This window comes from Chryseobacterium contaminans (assembly GCF_001684955.1).
In the GTDB taxonomy this organism is placed as follows: Bacteria; Bacteroidota; Bacteroidia; order Flavobacteriales; family Weeksellaceae; genus Chryseobacterium; species Chryseobacterium contaminans.
Map to the genome: position 1 here is coordinate 55,660 of NZ_MAYF01000334.1, position 23,457 is coordinate 79,116.

The window sequence follows — 23,457 nt, forward strand, 5'->3', positions numbered from 1 at the left end:
GCAGTATTTTTGATAAAAACCTTTTTAAAACAAGGAAATTGAAGACTATATATAATTCGATACGAGAAGAAGTGGTAAAGCATTCGAAGGTAAGGAATTCTGTTTTGGGGAATGTGAATGAATGGAAGAGAAGCCATTATATTATTCTTTCCGAAATCATTAAAGATGAACTTTCTGAAGCTGAAGAACTTAAAGGGGGTAAAAAGTTTGAGATCGGGACTACGATTTCCCATGTTACCCTGCAGCGTTTTTTTGAAAACGATTATCAGGATAAAACCCACAGTGATTTAAGATTTTTAAAAACCCTGGATAAAATATGTATTTTCCTGGGCTACAAAGATCTTAATGATTATATCCTTTCCATAAGACATAAAAATAAAGATCATGATGAAACTGATGACCTGTCATTTATGACCAGGTTGGTATATGATTATTGCGCCAGGGCTTTTGAATTCTGTAAAGCGTTTCCCAACCATAATACTGAACTTTTCAAAGACCTGGTATTTGATGATTCTCCGTTTCTGGAAAGAATTTCACAATTCAGTAAAGAGCTTTGTGAAAAAGACTTCCAACTGGTCACCAAGAATAACCGATCTAATTATGAGGTTTTTGATATTCAAATCGTTACCGATGAACCCAACAAAAAAATACTGGAGACTCAGGAATTCTGGAACCTCTTATTCAAAGTGGGAGAAACCGGGGAAGAACATTTTGTGAACCAGCTCAGTACACAGATTTATTTTTTTAAGAAAATAGATGATACCTGGAAAATCTGGGACAATTATAATCCTGATGCAGGAATGCTGAACAGGAAAATTGAAACTACCGTATAAATAAGAAAGCCGCAGATGATCTCTGCGGCTTTCATGTTCGAAATATTTTTTTCTCACTTGTCTTTTGTATGACAAATGTAGGCAGCATATTTTAAACTTAAGAAACTTAAATATACTTAAGTGAACACTTCTTGAACTTTATGTTAAATATCTTCAATGAATCAGCGGTAATATTTTCGCTATATCCAAGAATTTTGTAATTTGCATACCAATAAAATAAAAGTAAAAAGAAAAATATGTCAACACTTACATTTGCCGAGAAGATTGCTCAAGCAGAGAATTTCTTACCGATTAACGGTACAGATTATATTGAGTTTTATGTAGGAAATGCAAAACAGGCTGCGCATTATTACAAAACCGCATTCGGTTTTCAGTCTGTAGCATATGCGGGTCCTGAAACAGGAGTGAGAGACCGCGCATCTTATGTGCTTCAACAGGGAAAAATCAGATTGGTACTTACTACAGGACTGAAGTCTGACTCTCCTATCAGTGAACACGTAAAAAAACATGGTGACGGAGTAAAAATTTTGGCACTTTGGGTAGATGATGCATATGCAGCTTTCGAAGAAACTACTAAAAGAGGTGGAAAGCCTTATTTAGAGCCAGTAACTTTAACTGACGAGCACGGTGAAGTAAGAATGTCCGGAATTTATACTTACGGAGAAACTGTTCACATGTTTATAGAAAGAAAAAATTATAACGGAGCTTTCATGCCTGGGTACGAGAAATGGGAAAGTGACTACAATCCTGAAGAAGCTGGTTTATTGTACGTAGACCACTGCGTAGGAAATGTAGACTGGAACAGAATGATCCCAACTGTTGAATGGTATGAAAAAGTAATGGGATTTGTAAACATCCTTTCTTTTGATGATAAGCAGATCAACACAGAATATTCTGCATTGATGTCTAAAGTAATGTCAAACGGAAACGGATATGCAAAGTTCCCTATCAACGAACCTGCAGAAGGTAAAAAGAAATCTCAGGTAGAAGAGTATCTTGATTTCTATGAGGGAGAAGGAGTACAGCATATTGCAGTAGCAACAAAAGATATCATCCACACAGTAAGTGAATTGAAAAAACGTGGTGTAGAGTTCCTTTCAGCTCCACCAGAGGCTTATTACGATATGGTTCCTGAAAGAGTTGGCCATATTGATGAAGATCTTAAGAAACTTCAGGAGTTAGGTATACTTATTGATCATGATGAAGAAGGATATCTGTTACAGATCTTTACTAAGCCTGTAGAAGACCGTCCTACTCTATTCTTCGAAATTATTGAAAGACACGGTGCACAGAGTTTTGGTGCAGGAAACTTCAAAGCATTATTCGAAGCCTTAGAAAGAGAACAGGAAAGAAGAGGAAATCTTTAATTTTACAACCAAAAATACTAAGTTTTGTCAGAATGCAAGGTTCTGGCAAAACTTTTTTATAAAACACAGCATAATGAGAAAACTTTTAATTGGAATTCTATTCTTTGGAACTTTAGGCGTAAAAGCACAATACGGATCACTGAATGCAATTCTGGACAGACTTGAAGCGAGAAAAGGGATCAATCAGAATCTTGAAAAAGTAGATATTGACAACAAAAAGTTTGTTTTCATAAAAGATGAAGCAGACCATACGGAAAGAGATTTTATTGTTATCAAAGGGAAAAGTGCAACCTACGTAGAGGTTTTCGATGATAAAGCAACCGGAGAAAGCAGTTCTAACGTTTTTACCGGTGATATTGTCAGAAAAAAGAACATTATTTCCTTACGGGCAGATGTACTTGAAGGCAAAAAAATCCCAATGCCGGTCACCAAAACACTATTGCTTACCCAGCAGGACAATATTCTCTATCTCATTGATGTCAATACCAGAGACCGATGGATCGATGAAGCTTCTTACTCAAAAAAGGCAAAATAAATATCTTGGGGGAAAGTTTCTCAGGATGATATTTTAATCTAACTAAAATCTAAACTTATGAAATCATTTGTAGACTATTCCTCAAACTCGGATTTTTCTATACATAATATTCCTTTCGGAGTGGCAGTATTCAACAAAGAATATATCGGATGCTGCACAAGAATCGGAGATCAGGTTATTGATCTTGCTACCCTTTACGATCTTGGCTATTTTGAAGACATTGAAGGATTGGACGACAATGTTTTTGAAGCCTACACCATCAACGAATTTATCGAGTTGGGTAAACCTGTTACCAACGCAGTGCGTACAAAGATTCAAACCTTATTACAGGAAGGATCTGCATTGTCTAAAGATCAAAAAACAATTGAAGAGGCGTTCTATGACCTTGATAAGGTAAAAATGATGATGCCTGTTCACATTCCAAACTATACAGACTTCTACAGCAGCATTGAACACGCTACCAACGTAGGGAAAATGTTCCGTGATCCTGCCAACGCCTTATTACCTAACTGGAAGCACTTACCGGTAGGTTACCACGGTAGAGCTTCTTCTATCGTTGTTTCAGGAACAGAAATCAACCGTCCTAAAGGTCAGATGAAGCCTGCTGATGCAGAAAAACCTGTCTTCGGACCTTGTAAGCAGTTAGATTTCGAATTGGAAATGGCTTTCATCGTCAACAAAAACACAGAGATGGGAGAAAGTATTTCTACCAAAGATGCTGAAGATGCGATCTTCGGAATGGTAGTATTCAATGATTGGTCTGCAAGAGATATTCAATCCTGGGAATATGTTCCGCTTGGGCCATTCCTTGCCAAAAACTTCGGTTCCTCTATTTCTCCTTGGGTAGTTACCCTTGAAGCTCTGGAGCCATTCAGAACAGCTTCTCCTAAACAGGATCCTGAAGTTTTAGACTATCTGAAATTTGAAGGCGACAAAAACTATGATATCAATCTTGAAGTATATATTCAGCCAGAAAACGGTGATCAAAACCTGATCTGTGAAAGCAACTACAAATATATGTACTGGAATATGACCCAACAGCTTGCTCACCACACCGTAAACGGATGTAACGTGGAAGTTGGAGATATGTATGCGAGTGGTACCATCTCAGGAAGTGATCCAAAATCTTTCGGTTCTATGCTTGAGTTAACATGGAGAGGTCAAAATCCTATATCATTAAGCAACGGTGAAGAAAGGAAATTCATTGAAGATAATGATACCGTTACCATGAAAGCATGGGCTGAAAAAGACGGTGTAAGAGTAGGTTTCGGTGAAGTTTCCGGTAAAATTATTCCAACACTTTAAGATTAAAGCTTAATGATTATATGCTTCGACTTCGCTCAGCATGACATCGCTAAAAATATGCTGTAAAACAGTTAGTATTAGATTTGTCATGCTGAGCGTAGCCGAAGCATCTTTTTTTAAATACATTGAATACTTAAGTTGAATTAAGTACCCAAATAAAATATGAAAACAGTAATCCCTTCTGAAATAACCTCTGTACAGCTCCAAACCATCATGCAAACAGCCGTTTCACCACGCCCTATTGCTTTGGCATCTACGGTGGATAAAAACGGTAACAGTAATTTATCTCCATTCAGTTTTTTCAATATGTTCAGTACGGTTCCTCCGATCCTGATCTTCTCTCCGTCAAGAAGAGTGCGTGACAATACAACGAAACATACTCTGGAGAATGTACTGGAAGTACCGGAAGTGGTTATCGGAACAGTAAATTTTCCTATTGTACAGCAAATTTCTTTAGCTTCTACAGAATATGAAACAGGAGTAAATGAATTTATAAAATCTGGTCTTACGATGAAAGATGCTGACCTTGTAAAGCCTAAACTGATTGAAGAATGCCCAGTGAACTTTGAATGCAAAGTTTTAGAGGTGAAATCATTGGGAGATCAAGGTGGAGCTGGTAATCTGGTCATCTGTGAAGTTCAGAAGATCCATATCAGAGAAGAATATTTGAATGAAGCTGGAAATTTAGATCAGCAAAAACTGGATATGGTAGCTCGTTTAGGCAGCAATTGGTATTCCAGAAGTAATGAAAACAACCTTTTTGAAGTTCCTAAGCCTTTGGTAACAAAAGGAATTGGGTTTGATCTCTTACCAGATGTCATCAAATTCAGTAAAGTCTTTACAGGAAATGATCTGGGAATGCTGGCCAATGTTGAAGTATTACCATTAGGAGAATATCATTCTGATGAAAATGTTCATCAGGATGCACAACAACTATTATTAGAAAGTAAAATTGAAGAGGCCTGGAAGATTTTAATTAAATAATCTGGATTCATTTATGAAAAAATATATTCTCTTCTTTTTTCTATTGATTGCTCTACAATCATGCTATTATCCTGTGAGGAAAGATTACGGAGTCTACAGTAAATCTCTGGTATTCTCAAAAAATAAAAAATGGCTGATCAATAACATCAGAACAGGAGTAGAATCGCATCACCGGGAAATGATGAGCAAAGAAGTGATGCAATTATTTCAAAGCTTAAGTAATGGCAATACCTATGATTTAAAAACAGCAAAGGCAGAAAATCTCATTCAAAACAGTATTCCTTTTGAGCCAGAAATAGAGGATCTTGAAATTCTGAAGGACAATTCTGATTTTAATTTTCTGGTCAACATTTATACCATGAGGGTCCGCAATACTTTAGATCGTGCATCGGGTGAGCTTGATAGCTATAAGAAGAATGAGACTTTTGCGATGATGGATATTTATGATATTAAAACCATGAAAAAAATATACTCTTTGAAAGCCTCTTCTGAGTTTTCACTTGAAAAAGGTGAAAAAGCCAATATTTTCACTCCGACAAGTGAAATGATGACCATGAAAAACTTCAGGAGTCTTTTAAGATCAGTAAAAAAGAACGCTGTAAAAACAGAAGAATAATTCAATAAAAAAAGGAGTGAAAATTTCACTCCTTTTGTATTTTAAAAGCAACATTTGCTGCGTCCGTCTACCTGAACTATAGTACCATAATCCGAGTTACATGGAGCTACGATACACGTACCGTTACCATCACTTAAATAATAATTATAGCATCCTGTTGGCGGACATAATTCTTTTCCCTGTCCAACGATAAACTTTTGAGCCTGTCTGTTTAATTTCTGAGCGTTTTTAAAATTTGATTTTTTCATAACAATAGTAAATTAGTTTATCACTAAGATATGAAAAATCACATTACAACAATCAAAAAAAATAGATTAAACATCAATACTCCAACGTATTACAATTATTCTATTTATTTTTCAGAGCCTCTGACACTGTAATTTTTCCTTTTTCTGCAAAGTCTGTTATCTTACCGTTTTTATCAATGGAAACATTCAGATTATCATTTTTAGCATCATAATAAATAGAGGTAGCATATCCCGGACAGTCATGCTGTTTACATCCATGAAGTTTATAAATCCCGTTATCTGATACAATAGGACCTTCTACGTTGAAGCTTTTGAACATTTCATCATATTCTTTTCCAACCAGCTTCTTCACTCTTTCCGCAAAGTTTTTATCTTCAAATAATTTGATATCATGAGGATATTTGCCTTCATTTTTGGTGATAATTTCAACTGTAGCAGTTGTTGAAGGCATTGCAGCGGCCACAGAATCCGTCTTTGAAGTTACAATAGAGTCTTTTGGCAATACGGTAGCCAGTGTGTCTGTACTTACGGAAGATTGAGTGTTAGGTTCTTTTTTACAGGAAACAATATTTCCCAATACGATCAGCGTTAAAGTGCCTGTAATAATCTTTTTCATAATAATATTTAGTGTAGTGATTGATTTATTATAACGTAATGATAACCAATTTATTTTGAATTCTTTACTTTATGAATAATGTTTCCAGAGACGTTTCTATTTTAAGTTTTTATCTAAAAATTCGATGCATTTTTCTGCTACTCTGTTCAGATCATCCGGCAAATGAGAATCACTCCAGGGTTCTTTAGCTCCAAAAGTATGATTTCCATCTTCAATAAGAAAAAGTTCTGAATTTGGATTCAGGATATGAAGATGCTCTGCATGCTTTACATCCACTGCTTCGTCCTTTGTTCCATGGATGATAAGCATGTAGGCTTTAGCCATTTCCGTTGCCCGTTCTACATCAAAACGATGTATATTATTTTCGTAATCCTCATAAAACTGGTAGTAATGAGGCATTTCCTGTTGAGTACGGCCGTTTAATGCATAATAAACACCTTCTTTTTTCCAGCTTTCCAAGAGTTCTCCGGTTGGAAAACGATCTAAAGTATCTACGCTGGCCAGGGTAATCAATCCATTAATTCTTTCATCCTCAAAAGTTTTAACAATGGAAATTCCTCCTCCCCTGCTATGCCCTATCAGAACTATTTTATCCTGATCTACACGCGGATCCCGAATAAAATGGTCAATAACAACACCCAAATCAGACAGCTCTTTGGTATAGTTATTATTCCCAAAAGCTTCCAGGTCAGCAAAATGATGAGGATCATCTACCGTTGTTCCGTTATGGGAAAAATTAAATTTCACAAAGAAAAATCCAGCTTCTGCAAACTTTTCAGCCATCAAATCCCAGGCTCCCCAGTCTTTATAGCCTTTATAGCCATGAACAAAGATCACCAGCGGTTGCTTTTCGGTGTTATCCACATGAAAACTATCCGCAAGAAAATTTCTTGTTTCCGGATTTTCCAGTGCTATATTTTTTTTAATGATCAGCTTCATACAACAAATACAATTTATTTTAATTGAAATTTATGAAAAAAACTATTAAAAAATAAGCTTAATTTTGCGTTATGCAGAATTTAAGAACGGTAACCGTGATGCGTTACATTCTGCCACTGAGGGAAGGAGGTTCACTTCCTGCTCTGGCAGAAGCTGATGATGATTTTAAATATGTTTTAAAATTCCGTGGCGCCGGTCATGGAGTTAAAATGCTGATCTCTGAATTTATAGGCGGAAAGATTACAGAAGCTTTGGGATTGAAGATTCCCGAACTCGTTTTTATTAACCTTGATGCAGATTTTGGGAGAACAGAGGCTGATGAAGAGATACAGGATTTATTAAAATCTTCTGAGGGCTTAAACCTGGGATTACATTATCTATCCGGTTCTATCACCTATGATCCGGGAGTGAAGGTTGATCCGCTTCTGGCGTCGAAAATAGTATGGCTGGACGCTTTTATTACTAATATTGACCGTACTTTTAAGAATACCAATATGCTGATGTGGCATCAGGAACTCTGGATTATTGATAATGGAGCGTCATTCTATTTTCATCATTCATGGCAAAATTTTGATGCTGCTGCCAAAACACCTTTCAAATACGTAAAAGACCATGTTCTTCTTCCTAAAGCCCATAAGCTGGATGAAGCTGATAAGTTTGCCCATGAGGTACTGAATGAAACACTTTTCAGAGATATCGTTAATGCTATTCCTGAAGACTGGTTACACTGGAATGATGCTGATGAAACTCCTGATGAGATACGTGAAATTTATTTTCAATTCATGAAAACCAGATTAGAAAATTCTCAAATCTTTGTAAACGAAGCTAAAAATGCAAGAGGATAAAATATATGAGTATGCGGTAATACGCCTGGTACCTAAAGTTGAAAGAGAGGAATTTTTCAATATCGGATTGGTAATGTTTTCTAAAAAGGAAAAATTCATCCGGGTAGAATTTTATTTATGTCCAGATAAATTCAAGCTGATGCACAGCAAACTGGATTATGACGATATTATTCAAAACCTGGAAAGCTTTCAGAAAATAGCTAACGGAGATAAGGATGGCGGACCTATTGCCCTGCTTGAAGTTCCTGAGCGTTTCCGATGGCTGACTGCTGTAAGAAGTGCTGTTGTACAAACTTCCAGACCTCATCCGGGGAAATCTAAAGATCTCAATATTACTTTTGGTAAACTTTTTGAAGAGCTAGTAAAGTAATAAACTTCTTTAAAAAATTTTATGCAATCATTTATACACAACATATCAATCAACAGGTTTCTCACAAACCTGTTTTTTGTTTTATTTTTAAATTTTCCCGGTTTATTTTTTTCACAATCGTTTTCACAGGCTCCTACTCAGAAGAAACATGTAAAAAGTACATTGCTTCCTGAAATTACTGCACTTACCGAAAATATTGTCTATAAAACCAGTAGAAAGGGAGATTCTATTAAGCTGGATCTTTATATGCCGAAAAATGCTTCTGCTGAAAAAACTCCTGTATTGATCTATGTTCACGGTGGTGGATGGATAGAAGGTAATAAAGAAATTCATGCAGATGATTATGTTGAAAATACAATCAAAAAACTGACGGCAAGACAATATGCTGTCATCAGTATCAATTATACTCTTCTTAACGAAAACACTCATTTTCCTCTGCCTTTGGAAGATACCAAAGATGCCGTGAGATGGGTGAGAAAAAATGCAGAAAAGTATAATTTTGACACCAATAATATTGGTCTTTTCGGAGCGTCTGCAGGAGCACATTTATCGTTAATGGCTGCTTATTCTCCAGACAATACCTTTGTAGGAAGTCCTGATCTCTCTTCCTATTCTTCAAAGGTAAATTATGTGATTGACCATTATGGACCAGCTGATCTGAATAAGCTGTTTCATACCAGGCTGGGTACTATTCCTGTTTCTATGGTGAAAATGATTTCAAAGAAAATTGTAGATCTTCAACAGGGACTTGTAAAGGGAATGTCCGGTTATAATCTGAATAAAGACCAGGACAGAGCTATAGAATATTTAAAAACCATATCTCCGGTTACTTATGCTTCAACGGGTGTTCCTACTTTGATTGTTCAAGGAAATCAGGATAAGATAGTTCCTTTAAGTCAATCAAAAAAGCTGCATAGAAAATTAAAACGAGCCCATATTGAAACTTCTTTATTGATTATTGATAAAGGTGTTCATAGTTTTTCAACTACAGATAAAGATACTCTGGATAAAATGACGGACCAAATGGTAGATTTTATTGTTTCACAGAAGAAATAATATACATTACCTAATAAAATACAATTTAAACACTTATAAATTAAATATTTAAATAAACACTAAACAGCAAATATGCTAAATTGATATACATATTACTATTTTTTATCTCAAAAATAATTACCTTGGCTATTGTTTAAGTTATTCATAACAAAAACAGCATTTCAATTAATTATTCATTAAAAAAATAAGCAATATGGATTCTCTAAACAATATCAATGCCCTTACTCTCATATTTGCCTCTGTTCTTATTTTTGCGATAGCTTACCGCTTCTATGGTATTTTTATAGCCAATAAAGTTCTCAGACTTAACGATCAGAATGTGACTCCTGCGGTAGAATTTGCAGATGGTAAAGATTATGTTGCTACGAATAAAAATGTACTCTTTGGACATCATTTTGCAGCCATTGCCGCCGCCGGGCCATTAGTAGGCCCTGTTCTCGCCGCCCAGTTCGGATATCTTCCCGGTGCATTATGGATCCTGATAGGCTGTGTATTGGGAGGCGGAGTGCATGATATGGTTGTTCTCTTTGCATCTGTGAGACATAAGGGGCAAAGTCTTGCTACTATTGCCTCAAAGGAAATTGGAAAAGCAACCGGAACCGTAGCAGGTTTTGCCATACTTTTCATCCTGGTTCTCACATTGGCGGGTTTATCCCTGGCATGTATCAATGCCATGCATGAAGCGGCCTGGTCTCTTTTCACAGTATTCATTACAATGCCTATTGCCATCATTATGGGGCTTATCATGCGCTATAAGAAGAATAGTGTTCTGTTTGCAAGTATCTTAGGGGGTATTCTACTGATTGCCGGAATTATCGGTGGGCATGGGCTGATGCAGAATCCAACTATGAATAGTTTATTTTCATGGGATATTAAAACAATTTCCATTGCCATTCCATTGTATGGGTTTATTGCTTCTGTATTACCAGTATGGCTTCTTCTAGTTCCAAGAGATTATCTTTCCACTTATTTAAAAATAGGGACCATTATTATGCTGGCCATCGGAGTAATTGTTATTCATCCTACTGTACAGATGCCGGCAATCACAGCTTTTGTAAACGGTGGCGGACCTATTATTGGCGGACCTGTACTCCCTTTTATTTTTATTGTTATTGCGTGTGGGGCCATTTCCGGATTCCATGCCGTGATTGCTACAGGAACAACGCCCAAAATGCTTAATAAAGAAAAAGAAATTCTTTTTGTAGGATATGGAGCTATGCTTGTAGAAGGTTTTGTGGCACTGATGGCACTTATTGCAGCTTGTACATTAATGCCAGGTGATTACTTTGCCATCAATACCCCTAAAGAAGCCTATGATTCATTTCTGGCAGCACATCCTTCTTTACACGGAGTAGACATCGATTATTATTCACAGAAAATAGGAATTGACCTTTACGGCAGAACCGGAGGTGCAGTATCCCTGGCTGTTGGGATGGCTCATATATTTAATAAAATCCCCTATATGGATCAGCTTACGGCTTATTGGTATAATTTTGCAATTATGTTTGAGGCTGTATTTATCCTTACCGCCATTGATGCAGGAACAAGGGTTGGCCGTTTCTTTCTGCAGGAAATGCTGGGTTCTGTAGTTCCAAAGTTTAACGATAAAAACTGGATTCCGGGAATTATCATCAGCAGTCTTCTTTTCACTTTTGCCTGGGGGTATCTGGTGTATACCGGAAATGTGAACAGTATATGGCCGTTGTTCGGAATCAGTAATCAGTTATTGGCAGCCTGTGGACTTATTGTCTGTACAACGATGCTGATAAGAATGAATAGAGGAAAGTATGCATTATGTTCGGCTGTTCCCGGAGTTTTCATGGCCGGAATTACATTCTGGGCCGGTTATATTCAGGTAACTTCTATTTATATTCCCAAAGGGCAGTATTTACTTGCTGCATTAGCTGTAACCGCCATGATTCTTATGCTTATTGTATTTATAGGGGCTTTCAGAAAATGGTATCAGCTACTACAGATCAATACCACTAAGATAGATCATTATGGAGAACCGGTGAAAGAACTGGTTGAAAGATGAATATTAAAAATAAAAAAACAGCTCAGAAAAATCTGAGCTGTTTCTTTATGTATTGTTAATTCATTAAAAATTGAAATTAAGTCTGGTGAAAACATACCTTCCGTTTTGCCCGAACTGAGAGGTAGAACGTGAGTAAATAAACTGGTCGTTATTACTTGAAGCCGGTAGATTTTTAGTAGGATAAATATCAAACAGATTGTTAACTCCCACTGTTAGTCCAATATTTTTCGTAAACTGATACGCAGCGGAAATATCTGTAATAATTTTATCTCCTATGGTTTGGTGTTCTTTAGGATCAAGGATTCCGTCACCGTTTACATCAATATTATCTGCTCCGGTTACTTTTCCGAAATACGTATTTCTAAGGTAGAAGCTCGCCCCCTTCCATGTTAACGTGTGAGAAAGACTCGCTTTTACTCTTGGTACAGCTTCTTCCAGATATATTCTTGATTTTTCAGAGAAATAAATCTTTTCAAGAGCTGGAGATTTTAGTAATCCCGCTGAGTGAATCTCTCCTACCTGCTTTGTCTGGTTTAAGTTAATGGCAAAATTATTATCCAGTTTTACCCCTGAAAATCTTGCGTTATGGGAAATAACGATATCCAACCCTTTTGTTTCCGTATCAATTGCATTGGTGAAAAACTGGGCTGCATTCACATTTAATTTTTCAAACTCTTTCTGAGCTTCCAGTGGTACATCTTTTTTTAAGAACTGATCGGTAAGAATAATTCTGTTGTCAATTTTAGTAAAATATCCATCAGCAGTAAAGGTTAAATTCACAGATGGAATTTTATAAGTAAATCCTAAACTTGCAGATTTTGAGGTTTCCTGTTTCAGTTTTGGAATATCAAGCTTCACTGCCAATTCTGAATCATTACTGTATGTTCCCACTTCAAGAAGCTGACCACCGGTAAATAAGGTAGAACTTACATTATAATAAATCTGGTGAATAGATGGTGCTCGGAATCCGGTAGAACCTGCAAATCTCACATTGAAGTTAGGAGCAACCTTGATTCTTGAAGCCAGTTTATAATTGAACGTAGATCCGAAATCTGAATAATTTTCATATCTCGCAGCTGCATCCACCAACAACCAGTTGGTAAAGTTCAATTCTACATCTGCATAAGCCGCTAATGACTGTCTGTTCTTATTCACTGCATTTTCAGGCTTAAATCCGCCGAATACCTGTGAACCTCCCGGAAGAGCCTGGCCAAAAAAGTCTGTTGGCCTCTGGGTAGTATTATTCCAAGGGTTTCCAAAAGCATCATATATTGTATAAGATGCTTCTTCCCCTGCTGTCATTTTAAAGTTTTCAAAACGGTGCTCACCTCCAAATGCTATGTTCATACCTTCCAATACATCATATTTTTTAGAAAAATCTAAATTGATGGTATTTTGAGTAAATCTTAGTCCCCCTGCGTCAAATTCATTAGGAGAAGCAAATCTTAAAGAAGTGTTTCCTGTATTACGAATGTTATAAGTGAATGAATTCTGCCCAAAAGTATTACTGAAATCAATATTCCATCCCTCCCATTTTCCTTTAATTCCGGCAGCTAATGAAATATCCTGAATATCAGTTCCTATTTGTGGCAGGTAACCATTAGGATGCAAACCTGTAAAAGTTCTGTTTTCTCTTGGTCTTCTGTAGAACCCTCCGGAAACCCCATGTCTCAAACTGTATCCGCCAAATGTATATACCTTCCAGTTATCGCTTACAGGAACCTCAGCATTAATGAAAAGCTGATGGTTATTAAGTTTAGACTGCCCTACCTGCATATTAAAGTCTTTTCTTGTCTGCCCTCTGTAAGCAAGCTCCTGATCTGTGATATAATTCAAATAATTGGTAGTGAATTTGGCAGAATTCGACAAAACTTTTTGTAACTCGGCAATTGTACCGGCTGTTTGTATATCATTTTGCAAAGTTTGGTCAAAGTAACTTACTTGTGGTGCATATTGATGAATATAATTTACAATTTGTTGCGCATTGGGAGTATTTCCAATATCAGTAAAAAGAGAAGAAAGATTTACCCCATCTTTCAGAGCACGCTGTTCAATAGCATTATAAGCATTATAGATAGGAGCATTTTCAGTTCCCGCTCTGTAAGTAGGATTCCTGAACTGCGAAGACCAGGTAATATTGAAGAAGCCTCCTTTCGTTCCGATCTTATTACCATAATTCAGATCTAACTGAATATTCTGCCCATCAAAATTTCCGGTATGATCGTTAGCTGTAGGGGTTAAATTCCCACCATAACTGATCTGCCCAGCCAGTTTTCCGGTATCTCTTTTCAGTTCAAGATTCATCACCCCCGCAATGGCATCAGATCCATATTGTGCAGCGGCTCCATCTCTTAAAACTTCTATTCTGTTTAAAGCGAAAGAAGGAATAGCATTTAAATCCGTACCTACAGTTCCTCTTCCCGGTGTTCCGTTGACGTTAACCAATGCAGAAGTATGCCTTCTTTTTCCATTCACCAAAACCAAAACCTGATCTGGCCCTAATCCTCTTAATTGGGCTGGATCTAAATGGTCTGTTCCATCAGAATTGGTTTGAATGGTAGAGGTAAAAGAAGGAGCAATAGCATTCAGGATCTGCCCGATATTAGATTGCGGTAGAACTACTGAAGCTTCCTTTAGATTAAATACATCCACAGGAACCGGACTGTCTGCCTTCGATCTTGCTCCGGATCTGGACCCCAGAATAATCACTTCCTCTACTTTATTTGTATTGATGCTGTCTTTTTTGGTTTTGATACTGTCTTTTTCCTGTCCGTAGGTAAAAACCCCCAGGAAAAATAATACAGAGGCTGAAAAAATAGTTTTTTTATTACTCATATCATTTCATCAGTTGATTAAACATTTATGTTTTTTGCAGGCTGCAAATGTAAAGCATATTTATTAGTCTACAAAAATAATAGACTTTATTTTTATAAAAAATGATAATCGTTTCTTTCTATCCCTTATTAAAATTACTGTTTTTTTTCAATAAGTAAAAGATATTTCATAAAAAAACGGACTCATAAAATGAATCCGTTTATATTATCTAAAGCTATTTTTAGAGTTTAAATCTTTGTTAGTTTGGCATATTTCAGAATCAGGTTTTTCTCTCCTTCATGCATGAATACCACTTTTGCTTTGATATTCTGAGGATCTGTTCCGTCTAAGAAAGTAACCTCTCCTATTCCAAAACGGTCGTGCCTCACCTTATCTCCCACTTCAATATCCTGAGATGATGCTCCGCTTGGATTAATAATTTTCGCAGTGCTTACCGGTTTCAGCTTTCTTACCTCCGGAGCCGGTTTAGCATTATCTTCTCCTCTGTTAAGTGTCTTTTTCTCTACTTTTTTGAAAGACCTTACCTCAGACGGATGTTCATCAAAAATATTGGATTTCACCCCTGAATTATTGATAAACCTTTTCTCCATTGCCGGATTAAGGAATTCTATATATTCATCATCAATCTCACTCAGGAACCTTGATGGTTCTGCATCGGTAATTTTTCCCCATTGGAAACGGGAAACTGCATAAGAGAAAAATGCCTGCTTTTCAGCTCTGGTTAATGCTACATAAAATAATCTTCTCTCTTCTTCAAGATCTTCTCTGGTTGCCGAGCTCATGAAACTAGGAAAAAGATTTTCTTCAAGACCTACCAGGTGAACTACCGGGAATTCAAGACCTTTAGAAAGGTGAATCGTCATTAAGGAAACCATATCATCTTCCAGATCTTTATCCTGAGTATCTGCCGAAAGAGCAATATTTTCAAGGAAGTTGGAAAGACTGGGATCTCCGTCTTCCAGCTGCATTTGCTCTTCAATGAATCCTTGCATGGAGTTCATCAATTCCTGAACGTTTTCCACTCTGGAAATTCCTTCAGGGGTCTGATCATCTTTTAAAAACTTAATCAATCCACTTCGTTTAGCTACTTCCATAGCAACGCTGTAAGCTGTTTCGGTCTTCAACAACACCTGGAATGCTTTAATCATGGACCAGAAGTCATTCAGTTTATTTAAAACACCATTATTCAATCCTAACTGAGGAGCATAAATAGGTAAATTATCAAGAACTTTTGCTACAGGAAGATTCTGAGCGTCTGCAAAAACGATCAGTTTATTCTGTGTAGTATCTCCAATACCTCTGGCTGGATAGTTGATGATTCGCATCAATGCCTCCGAGTCATTTTCATTGATTAAAAGACGCAGATAACCTATTAAATCTTTAACTTCCTTTCTTTGGTAGAATGAAAGCCCTCCATACACTTTGTACGGAATATTTTTACGTCTCAAAGCATCTTCAAATGCTCTGGTCTGAGAGTTGGTTCTGTATAAAATAGCGAAATCGCTGTACTTTCTCTGATCACGGTTGCGAAGTTCCCAGATATTTCCGGCTACGAAGTTGGCTTCATCAGCGTCAGAAAGGGAACGGTAAATTTTAATTTTATCTCCTTCTTCGTTATCACTGAAAACATTTTTCTTAAACTGCTGTAAGTTTTTAGCAATGACAACATTGGCTGCGTTTACGATATTTTGTGTAGAACGGTAATTTTGTTCCAATGATACGGTAATAGCATCCGGGTAGTCTTTTTTAAAGTTCAGGATGTTATAGATATTCGCGCCACGGAAAGAGTAAATAGACTGGGCGTCATCTCCTACCACACAGATGTTTTCAAATTTGGAAGCCAATGCTTTTACAATAAGATACTGAGAGTGGTTGGTATCCTGGTACTCATCTACCATGATATATCTGAACCTGTCCTGGTATTTCGCCAATACTTCCGGGAAACGCGTCAGCAATTCATTGGTTTTTAACAATAAATCATCAAAATCCATTGATCCGTTTTTGAAGCATTGTTCAACATATCTCTGATAGATCTGCCCGATAAATTTCATGTTTGCTTTTTCATCAGCCTCCATCAGTTCAGGATTGTTGAAATAGGCTTTAACGGTAATCAGGTTGTTTTTGTAGGTTGAAATTCTTGCCTGAACTTTTTTAGGTTTATAAAGATCAGCATCAATATTCATATCCTTCAATACTTTTTTGATCACATTCAGAGCATCCTGCTGGTCATAAATGGTAAAATTGGAAGGATAGCCCAGGTAATGAGCTTCAATTCTTAAAATTCTTGCAAAAACCGAGTGAAACGTCCCCATCCAAAGGCTTCTTGCGTTGCTGTCTCCCACTACCTTTGCGATACGTTCTTTCATCTCGCGGGCCGCTTTATTGGTAAAGGTAAGGGCAAGGATATTGAAAGGGTCTATTCCGTTATGGATAAGGTGGGCAATACGCATCGTAAGCACACGTGTTTTTCCGGAACCTGCTCCTGCAAGCACCATCAGAGGGCCTTGTAAAGAGGTAACGGCTTCATATTGTGATTCATTGAGTCCTTTCAGATAATCCATACTGCAAAAAATTTTGGGAACACAAAATTAAGATATTCGGAGGAGAATTCAAATTATGAAATGTGAATAGTGAATGGTTGCTGTCTGTAACAGCAGAGAAGTAGGTAGAAAGAAACATGGATCTTATTCTCAATATATTTCAAACGTGAAGGTGTCAATTTTGCTTCGCAAGTAAATGGTGAAAGGTTATGGCTCATAAAATTGACAAGCGAAGCGGATTGACTATTGACCATTCACTATTGTCTTGTTATCCTCAACTTTCACCCCGTATTTCTGTAACATTTAGTTCATTTTTCCTACTAATTGATAAACAATTTCTAACTTTATGAAAAAGCGATTTCTTTCGGCTGCTGCCGTAGCTTTCTTCGGGCTCATGCTGAATGCACAGCAAATTAAATTCGAAGAATATGATCTTCCCAATGGTCTTCACGTAATTCTTCATCAGGATAATTCTGCTCCGGTAGTCACTACAGGGGTGATGTATCATGTAGGTGCAAAGGATGAAGTAAAAGGAAGAACAGGTTTTGCTCATTTCTTTGAACATCTTTTATTTGAAGGAACTCCTAATATCAAAAGAGGTGATTGGTTCAAAATTGTTTCTTCAAACGGAGGACAGAACAATGCCAATACTACTAACGACAGAACCTACTACTATGAAACTTTCCCTTCCAATAATGAACAACTTGGACTTTGGATGGAAGCTGAAAGAATGCGTCATGCCGTTATCAATCAGGTTGGAGTAGATACCCAGAGAGAAGTTGTAAAGGAAGAAAAAAGATTAAGAATGGACAACCAGCCTTATGGAAATCTTTTCTCAACAATTCAGAAGAACTTGTTTACTAACCACCCGTACAACTGGCCAACCATTGGATCTATGGAAGATCTTAACGCGGCTAAGCTTGAAGAGTTCCAGGCATTTTATAAAAAATTCTATGTACCGAACAATGCTACTTTAGTGGTTGCAGGAGATATTAAACCTGAGCAGACCAAAAAATGGATTGAAGAATATTACGGAGGTATTCCAAAGGGAAGCGTGTATCCAAAAGATTTCCCTAAAGATGCTCCTATCACTCAGGAAAAAGAAGTAACGGCAACAGATCCGAATATTCAGCTTCCGGCTTATGTTTTCGCTTACAGAACTCCTGCGAATAAAGAAAAAGATGCTTATGTTTTAGACATGCTTTCTTCTTATTTAAGCAATGGAAAATCTTCTGTTTTATACAAAAAACTGGTTGATCAGGACAAGAAAGCCCTTCAGGTAGCGGCTTTCAATCAGGGACTTGAAGACTACAGTATTTTTGCATTCTTTGCGATCCCAATGGGACAGACTTCTAAGCAGGCTTTACAGGCTGATATTGATGCAGAGATCAAGAAACTTCAGACCACTTTAATTTCTGATGAAGATTATCAAAAAATCCAGAACCAGTTTGAAAACCAGTTCGTCAATCAGAACTCAAGCATTCAGGGAATTGCAGCTTCTTTAGCCACTAATCATGTATTGATGGGAAATACTAATCTTATCAATAAGGAAATTGATATTTACAGATCTATCACCAAGCAGGATATTCAAAATGCAGCTAAAAAGTACCTGAATTCCAACCAAAGAATCATCATCAACTACGTTCCTGAGAAAAAATAATTTACCCATGAAAAAGCAATTCACTTATATAGCAGCGGCATTTTTATTTGCAGGAATGCTTTCTGCCCAAAAAATTGATCTTAATGCAATGCCAAAACCGGGACCTACTCCTGCCATCAACATTGCTAAACCAAAAACATTTCAACTGAGTAACGGGTTAACCGTAATGGTGGTTGAAAATAATAAACTTCCAAGGGTAAATACTACTCTTTCCATGGACAGACCTCCTTACTATGAAGGAAATATCGCAGGGGTAAGCCAATTGATGGCAGAACAGCTTGATAATGGAACAACCAACCTAAGCAAGGATGAGTTCAATAAAAAAGTAGACTTTCTTGGAGCCAATATCAACTTCTCATCTAACGGAGCTGCTTCCAACTCTCTTTCAAAATATTTCCCTGAGGTATTAGGGTTAATGGCAGATGCCATTGTGAATCCAAAATTCTCAGCAGAGGAAATTAAAAACGGAAAAGAAAGAATCATTGAAGGACTAAAAGCGGATGAAAAAAATGCTTCCTCCATTGCTGAAAGAGTATCTAATGCTCTGATGTACGGGAAAAACACTTCCAGAGGAGAGTTTGAAACCATTGAATCTATCAATAAAATTCAGCTGGCGGATGTTCAGAATATTTACAATAAATACTACGCTCCGGATAATGCCTATTTAGTAATTGTTGGAGATGTAAAACTTGACCAGATCAAGCCTTTAGTAGAGAAAGCTTTTGGAGGCTGGAAAAAATCAAATACTAAGTTTGCTGCTTTAGAGCCTGCTTCCAATGTTGCCAAAACGGAAATCAATGTGGTTGATGTGCCGTCTGCTGTACAATCTGTGCTGTCTGTGAGCAATCTTAACAACCTTAAGATGAAAGATCCAAATTACTTCCCTGCTACAATGGCCAACTATATCCTTGGCGGCGGTGGTGAGGCAAGACTTTTCATGAACCTTAGAGAAAAGAACGGATTTACATATGGTGCTTATTCCAGTATGAATGCCAGCAAGTACTCACCTGACTTTTCAGCGGAAACCAGTGTAAGAAACGAGGTTACAGATAAGGCCGTGAAAGAAATGATGAATGAACTGAACGCTATTTCTACCGTAAAGCCGGAAGAACTGGAAAATGCTAAAGCTAAGCTGAAAGGTTCTTTCATTATGTCTCTTGAAAAACCTGAAACGATAGCTAAATTTGCTCTGAACCAAAAAGTTCAGGATCTTCCAGCAGATTTTTATACTAACTATTTAAAATCTATTGATAAAGTTACAGCTGCTGATATTTCAAATGCAGTAAAAGCAACCATCCTTCCCAACCAAAGCCGAATCTTCATAGCTGGAAAAGCATCTGATATTTCAGAAGGACTGGAGAAACTGGGTTATCCGGTAAAATATTTTGATAAAGAAGCCAATCCGGTTGCAAAACCTACGGCACAGAAAGTTGATGCGAATGTAACCATTGGTTCTGTGGCGGATAAATACATTAATGCTATTGGTGGTTTGGCTGCAGTTCAAAAAGTGACTTCCATTACAGCTGATGCCACTACTAAAGTTCAGGGAATGGATATGGGCATGAAACTGATCCAGGGGAAAGGCGGAAAAATGATGATGGAGATGAAAATGATGGGAAATACCCTTCAGAAGATTGTTTTTGACGGTAAAGACGGCTATGCTGAAGTACAGGGAAAAAAAATGCCTTTGAATGACAAGCAAAAAGCTTCTATGGCTGAACCGGAGCTTTTCCCGGAGCTTACTTTTGCCAAATCCACAGAGTTGAAATTAGCAGGAATCGAAAAATATAACAATGAAGATTCTTATGTGGTGAAAGGACCTAAACAAACCTATTATTACAGTGTAAAAACCGGTTTAAAAACGGGTGAAATAAAACTAGGAGAAGGAGGTTCTATGCCTACAAGCTTTGCAGATTATAAAGAGGTATCAGGAGTAAAACTGCCATTCACCATTATCCAGAATATGGGCGGAATGGAAATCAATCTTGCTGTACAGTCTTATCAGCTTAATCAGGCTAAGGATTCTGACTTTAAATAATAAACAAGACAATTTTATAGAAAAGACTATCTCAATTTGGGATAGTCTTTTTTTGTGTACTCACGTTTAGAAAATCTTGAAACTAAAATAATCTGCGTTATCTGTAAAATTTGCGAGAAAATTTAAAACAATTCATTCATCTGTTGTCAACATTCTTAGCTTTCTATTTGTCTTATCCTGTATTTTAAGCCTAAAATCTTTGTTTGATTTTTATTTTTTTGTGATTCTGCCATATTTACCAACATCTTTTTTTGTTGTTCAGTAAAAAAAGATTAAATTTGCCCATTCAAAAAGATATCAGAATTAATGGATACTATATTTACACTATTGATGGTTCTTATTATGATTGCCAGTGTTTTATTGGTGATTGTTGTTATGGCTCAAAACCCAAAAGGTGGAGGTCTTTCCAGTACTTTCGGAGGGGCATCTTCTGCACAGTTTGGAGTACAGAGAACCAATGATTTCATGGAAAAAGCAACATGGACTCTAGGCGGAACTATCATCGTTCTTATCCTTATAAGCGTTGTTATTACTGGTAAACCGTCACAAGCGGCTCCTGTTCAGCAGCAACCAGCTAAAAAAGAAGCTCCGGCAAAACAATCTGCTCCGGCTTCTTCTACAACTACTACTCCGGCTCCAACACCAGTGGCACCGGCTAAATAAGAAGATTATTTTTCTACATACAACAAAAGCAACTCATCTGAGTTGCTTTTTTATTGTATTACGTTTTCAATATTTAATTTGAGATCATTTTATTCCTGGATTATTTATTTTCCTTTTGAGCTTATAAAAGTTAAAAAACAGAAAATAAGTATATCACTCAGGAACAACCTCCAGCTTCCCTCTTCCAACTCCCAGCCTGTTTACTTCAGCTTGATCCTCTCAATCTGATGACGAAGCTTCAATCCTGCTTTTAAGAAAGAATACTGCACCGGCTTTGATTCCTTATAATACTTGTCAATAAAGATCTGCATAGCACCATAGAAGCGTTGCAGATACACCTCATTCCTTACCGTGCTTTCCCCTTTGTGATGAAGAAGAGATGCCTTACCATAATAGTAATTTTTATATCCATTTTTTATTAATGTATAACAAAGGTCAATATCTTCACCATACATAAAGTACGCTTCATCCAATCCTCCTACCTTTTCATACACTTCTTTTTTCATCAATAAAAAAGCTCCTGTCATCACTTCTACTTCAGCCACAGCATTTTCATCAATATCATTCCTGTAATAAGATTTGGAATTATTTTTCTTAAAATTGGTGAACAGCTTTTCAAAAGAATTGAACATATCCGGAACTGAACGTTTGCTTTCCGGAAGAAAATTTCCTTCTGCATCATGCATCCGTATTCCAAGACATCCGAAATCCGATTGATTATCCGAAAAATCTAAAAGATCTTTCATATAAAAACCTTCCAGCTCCGTATCAGGATTCAGAAGGAGTATATATTCTCCTTTTGCATAGCGTATTGCCTGATTGTTAGCCTTTGAAAAACCACCATTCGTCTCTGAAGGAATAAAATATACTTCAGAGAACTCTGAGATCAGGTCACGCCATGAATTGTCTGTAGAAGCATTATCTATCACAATTACCTCATATTCCACCTCTTTTACATATTGTTGAATAGATAGAAGGCAATTTCTGAGTAATTGGGTAACATTGTAATTGACAATAATAACAGACAGCTTCATATTAATCCTTTTCGTTGTAAGGTAATCTGTTGATAATAGATCTTCCGAGTGAAATTTCATCTGCATATTCCAGCTCATCTCCTACTGAAATTCCTCTGGCAATGCTTGAAAAATTCACGTTGAAATTTTTAAATTTTTTGTAAATATAATAGGCCGTGGTATCTCCTTCCATAGTTGCACTCAATGCGAAGATAAATTCCTTTACCTTCCCTTCATTAAGTTTTCTTTCAATACTTGGAATATTCAACTGGCTTGGCCCTACCCCTTCCATCGGGGAGATTTTCCCTCCTAAAATAAGATACTTCCCTCCATATTTCCCTGTATTTTCAATGGCAATTACATCCCGGACATCTTCAACAATGCAAATCAGCTCTCCGCTTCTTTTCTCATTGCTGCAGATCTCACAGATGTCAAAATCTGAAAAATTATGACATTCTTTACAGTATTTTATTTCGTTGACAAGATTAATCAGGGAATTTCCAAGGCTCACTGCTCTGGAACTAGGTTGCTTTAATAAATGTAATGCCAATCTCAAAGCTGTTTTTCTTCCGATTCCAGGCAACCCTGAAATTTCATCAACGGCCTTCGCCAACACTTTACTTGGGTAATCCATAGCTACAAAAATAAGCAATATTTAAAGAAAATAATCTATCCTGAAGAGGAGTTTTTGAGTTTTAAAATGCCGGAAAGTGAATGGGCAATTGCTAATTCACTTTGCTTGTCATTTGGATATTTAAAATTTAATATTTAATGTTATTACAGTCTTATCAATTCACATTTAGAATGTAAAAATTACTCTTGATTTTCTGTAGTTCACATCTATTATCTTTCATCTATTATCTACCTTTCCCTAAATTAATGTCTCATTATGATATTTTAAGTTTCAATTCAGCCATTATACCGCGTAACTCTAAAAAAACAGTTATATTTGCGGCTCC

20 protein-coding genes are annotated in these 23,457 nt (G+C 36.8%); 13 read left to right on the forward strand and 7 right to left on the reverse strand.

Going from position 1 to position 23,457, the window contains the following annotated elements; genetic code table 11:
* The first annotated feature begins 38 nt into the window (after positions 1 to 38).
* The 6 genes from BBH99_RS18720 (at position 39) to BBH99_RS18745 (ending at position 5,640) form a co-directional block, all read left to right on the forward strand.
* Positions 39 to 833: a hypothetical protein gene (locus BBH99_RS18720; protein WP_066699360.1), complete on the forward strand. Its 795-nt coding sequence runs from the start codon at positions 39 to 41 to the stop codon at positions 831 to 833.
* Positions 834 to 1,069: 236 nt separating this feature from the next.
* Entirely contained in the window at positions 1,070 to 2,200 is a 1,131-nt protein-coding gene (gene hppD, locus BBH99_RS18725; RefSeq protein WP_066699362.1) for a 4-hydroxyphenylpyruvate dioxygenase, read from the forward strand.
* Between the two features lie 73 nt (positions 2,201 to 2,273).
* Positions 2,274 to 2,735 carry a hypothetical protein gene (locus tag BBH99_RS18730; RefSeq protein WP_066699364.1) on the forward strand — a complete coding sequence of 154 codons (462 nt, stop codon included), beginning with the start codon at positions 2,274 to 2,276 and terminating at the stop codon, positions 2,733 to 2,735.
* A 57-nt stretch (positions 2,736 to 2,792) separates the two neighbouring features.
* A complete protein-coding gene (fahA, locus tag BBH99_RS18735; protein WP_066699366.1) occupies positions 2,793 to 4,040 on the forward strand; it encodes a fumarylacetoacetase in 1,248 nt (415 codons plus the stop codon).
* A gap of 162 nt (positions 4,041 to 4,202) precedes the next feature.
* The gene (locus BBH99_RS18740) at positions 4,203 to 5,024 is read left to right on the forward strand and encodes a flavin reductase family protein (protein WP_066699368.1); all 822 of its coding nucleotides are present in this window, start codon (positions 4,203 to 4,205) and stop codon (positions 5,022 to 5,024) included.
* 13 nt (positions 5,025 to 5,037) lie between these two features.
* Entirely contained in the window at positions 5,038 to 5,640 is a 603-nt protein-coding gene (locus BBH99_RS18745) for a hypothetical protein (RefSeq protein ID WP_066699371.1), read from the forward strand.
* Positions 5,641 to 5,681: 41 nt separating this feature from the next.
* Here BBH99_RS18745 and BBH99_RS18750 read toward each other — a convergent pair whose 3' ends face one another.
* From BBH99_RS18750 to BBH99_RS18760, 3 genes are all read right to left on the reverse strand, one after another.
* Positions 5,682 to 5,888 carry a hypothetical protein gene (locus BBH99_RS18750; RefSeq protein ID WP_066699373.1) on the reverse strand — a complete coding sequence of 69 codons (207 nt, stop codon included), beginning with the start codon at positions 5,886 to 5,888 and terminating at the stop codon, positions 5,682 to 5,684.
* Positions 5,889 to 5,988: 100 nt separating this feature from the next.
* Complete coding sequence (locus BBH99_RS18755) at positions 5,989 to 6,504, reverse strand: hypothetical protein (RefSeq protein ID WP_066699375.1); 516 nt, start codon at positions 6,502 to 6,504, stop codon at positions 5,989 to 5,991.
* A gap of 96 nt (positions 6,505 to 6,600) precedes the next feature.
* Positions 6,601 to 7,443, reverse strand: coding sequence for an alpha/beta hydrolase family protein (locus BBH99_RS18760; protein ID WP_066699378.1), 843 nt, complete (start codon positions 7,441 to 7,443; stop codon positions 6,601 to 6,603).
* A gap of 71 nt (positions 7,444 to 7,514) precedes the next feature.
* Here BBH99_RS18760 and BBH99_RS18765 point away from each other — a divergent pair, with 71 nt between their 5' ends.
* From BBH99_RS18765 to BBH99_RS18780, 4 genes are all read left to right on the forward strand, one after another.
* A complete protein-coding gene (locus BBH99_RS18765) occupies positions 7,515 to 8,288 on the forward strand; it encodes a HipA family kinase (protein WP_066699379.1) in 774 nt (257 codons plus the stop codon).
* Entirely contained in the window at positions 8,275 to 8,658 is a 384-nt protein-coding gene (locus BBH99_RS18770) for a DUF3037 domain-containing protein (protein ID WP_066699381.1), read from the forward strand. The genes BBH99_RS18765 and BBH99_RS18770 overlap by 14 nt, the downstream gene beginning before the upstream one ends.
* A gap of 21 nt (positions 8,659 to 8,679) precedes the next feature.
* Positions 8,680 to 9,714, forward strand: a complete 1,035-nt coding sequence (locus tag BBH99_RS18775) for an alpha/beta hydrolase (RefSeq protein ID WP_066699383.1) — start codon at positions 8,680 to 8,682, stop codon at positions 9,712 to 9,714.
* A 193-nt stretch (positions 9,715 to 9,907) separates the two neighbouring features.
* Positions 9,908 to 11,749 (forward strand): carbon starvation CstA family protein, encoded by a 1,842-nt coding sequence (locus BBH99_RS18780; protein ID WP_185111103.1) that lies wholly within the window; start codon positions 9,908 to 9,910, stop codon positions 11,747 to 11,749.
* Between the two features lie 63 nt (positions 11,750 to 11,812).
* Here the strand turns inward: BBH99_RS18780 and BBH99_RS18785 are convergent, their stop codons facing one another.
* Both BBH99_RS18785 and BBH99_RS18790 read right to left on the reverse strand, forming a co-directional pair.
* The gene (locus tag BBH99_RS18785; RefSeq protein ID WP_066699386.1) at positions 11,813 to 14,584 is read right to left on the reverse strand and encodes a TonB-dependent receptor plug domain-containing protein; all 2,772 of its coding nucleotides are present in this window, start codon (positions 14,582 to 14,584) and stop codon (positions 11,813 to 11,815) included.
* Positions 14,585 to 14,811: 227 nt separating this feature from the next.
* On the reverse strand, positions 14,812 to 17,145 hold the full coding sequence (locus BBH99_RS18790; RefSeq protein WP_066699389.1) for an ATP-dependent helicase: 2,334 nt from the start codon (positions 17,143 to 17,145) through the stop codon (positions 14,812 to 14,814).
* Positions 17,146 to 17,470: 325 nt separating this feature from the next.
* On the opposite strand from BBH99_RS18790, the gene BBH99_RS18795 reads away from it, so the two are divergent.
* From BBH99_RS18795 to secG, 3 genes are all read left to right on the forward strand, one after another.
* Positions 17,471 to 18,784 carry a M16 family metallopeptidase gene (locus BBH99_RS18795; protein ID WP_066699392.1) on the forward strand — a complete coding sequence of 438 codons (1,314 nt, stop codon included), beginning with the start codon at positions 17,471 to 17,473 and terminating at the stop codon, positions 18,782 to 18,784.
* Between the two features lie 7 nt (positions 18,785 to 18,791).
* Positions 18,792 to 20,822, forward strand: coding sequence for a M16 family metallopeptidase (locus tag BBH99_RS18800; protein WP_066699394.1), 2,031 nt, complete (start codon positions 18,792 to 18,794; stop codon positions 20,820 to 20,822).
* A 306-nt stretch (positions 20,823 to 21,128) separates the two neighbouring features.
* Complete coding sequence (secG, locus tag BBH99_RS18805; RefSeq protein ID WP_066699397.1) at positions 21,129 to 21,485, forward strand: preprotein translocase subunit SecG; 357 nt, start codon at positions 21,129 to 21,131, stop codon at positions 21,483 to 21,485.
* Positions 21,486 to 21,685: 200 nt separating this feature from the next.
* Here the strand turns inward: secG and BBH99_RS18810 are convergent, their stop codons facing one another.
* Both BBH99_RS18810 and recR read right to left on the reverse strand, forming a co-directional pair.
* On the reverse strand, positions 21,686 to 22,525 hold the full coding sequence (locus BBH99_RS18810) for a glycosyltransferase family 2 protein (RefSeq protein WP_123873223.1): 840 nt from the start codon (positions 22,523 to 22,525) through the stop codon (positions 21,686 to 21,688).
* Entirely contained in the window at positions 22,521 to 23,132 is a 612-nt protein-coding gene (recR, locus tag BBH99_RS18815; RefSeq protein WP_066699401.1) for a recombination mediator RecR, read from the reverse strand. The genes BBH99_RS18810 and recR overlap by 5 nt, the downstream gene beginning before the upstream one ends.
* Positions 23,133 to 23,457: the final 325 nt, after the last annotated feature.

What these genes read in the sequence shown, in the direction of transcription:
- BBH99_RS18755 (WP_066699375.1), bottom strand. Translation starts at nt 6,504, where the DNA reads ATGAAAAAGATTATTACAGGCACTTTAACGCTGATCGTATTGGGAAAT.
- BBH99_RS18775 (WP_066699383.1), top strand. Translation starts at nt 8,680, where the DNA reads ATGCAATCATTTATACACAACATATCAATCAACAGGTTTCTCACAAAC.
- BBH99_RS18740 (WP_066699368.1), top strand. Translation starts at nt 4,203, where the DNA reads ATGAAAACAGTAATCCCTTCTGAAATAACCTCTGTACAGCTCCAAACC.
- fahA (WP_066699366.1), top strand. Translation starts at nt 2,793, where the DNA reads ATGAAATCATTTGTAGACTATTCCTCAAACTCGGATTTTTCTATACAT.
- BBH99_RS18770 (WP_066699381.1), top strand. Translation starts at nt 8,275, where the DNA reads ATGCAAGAGGATAAAATATATGAGTATGCGGTAATACGCCTGGTACCT.
- hppD (WP_066699362.1), top strand. Translation starts at nt 1,070, where the DNA reads ATGTCAACACTTACATTTGCCGAGAAGATTGCTCAAGCAGAGAATTTC.
- BBH99_RS18780 (WP_185111103.1), top strand. Translation starts at nt 9,908, where the DNA reads ATGGATTCTCTAAACAATATCAATGCCCTTACTCTCATATTTGCCTCT.
- secG (WP_066699397.1), top strand. Translation starts at nt 21,129, where the DNA reads ATGGATACTATATTTACACTATTGATGGTTCTTATTATGATTGCCAGT.
- BBH99_RS18790 (WP_066699389.1), bottom strand. Translation starts at nt 17,145, where the DNA reads ATGGATTATCTGAAAGGACTCAATGAATCACAATATGAAGCCGTTACC.
- BBH99_RS18760 (WP_066699378.1), bottom strand. Translation starts at nt 7,443, where the DNA reads ATGAAGCTGATCATTAAAAAAAATATAGCACTGGAAAATCCGGAAACA.
- BBH99_RS18745 (WP_066699371.1), top strand. Translation starts at nt 5,038, where the DNA reads ATGAAAAAATATATTCTCTTCTTTTTTCTATTGATTGCTCTACAATCA.
- BBH99_RS18785 (WP_066699386.1), bottom strand. Translation starts at nt 14,584, where the DNA reads ATGAGTAATAAAAAAACTATTTTTTCAGCCTCTGTATTATTTTTCCTG.
- BBH99_RS18800 (WP_066699394.1), top strand. Translation starts at nt 18,792, where the DNA reads ATGAAAAAGCAATTCACTTATATAGCAGCGGCATTTTTATTTGCAGGA.
- BBH99_RS18795 (WP_066699392.1), top strand. Translation starts at nt 17,471, where the DNA reads ATGAAAAAGCGATTTCTTTCGGCTGCTGCCGTAGCTTTCTTCGGGCTC.
- recR (WP_066699401.1), bottom strand. Translation starts at nt 23,132, where the DNA reads ATGGATTACCCAAGTAAAGTGTTGGCGAAGGCCGTTGATGAAATTTCA.
- BBH99_RS18765 (WP_066699379.1), top strand. Translation starts at nt 7,515, where the DNA reads ATGCAGAATTTAAGAACGGTAACCGTGATGCGTTACATTCTGCCACTG.
- BBH99_RS18730 (WP_066699364.1), top strand. Translation starts at nt 2,274, where the DNA reads ATGAGAAAACTTTTAATTGGAATTCTATTCTTTGGAACTTTAGGCGTA.
- BBH99_RS18750 (WP_066699373.1), bottom strand. Translation starts at nt 5,888, where the DNA reads ATGAAAAAATCAAATTTTAAAAACGCTCAGAAATTAAACAGACAGGCT.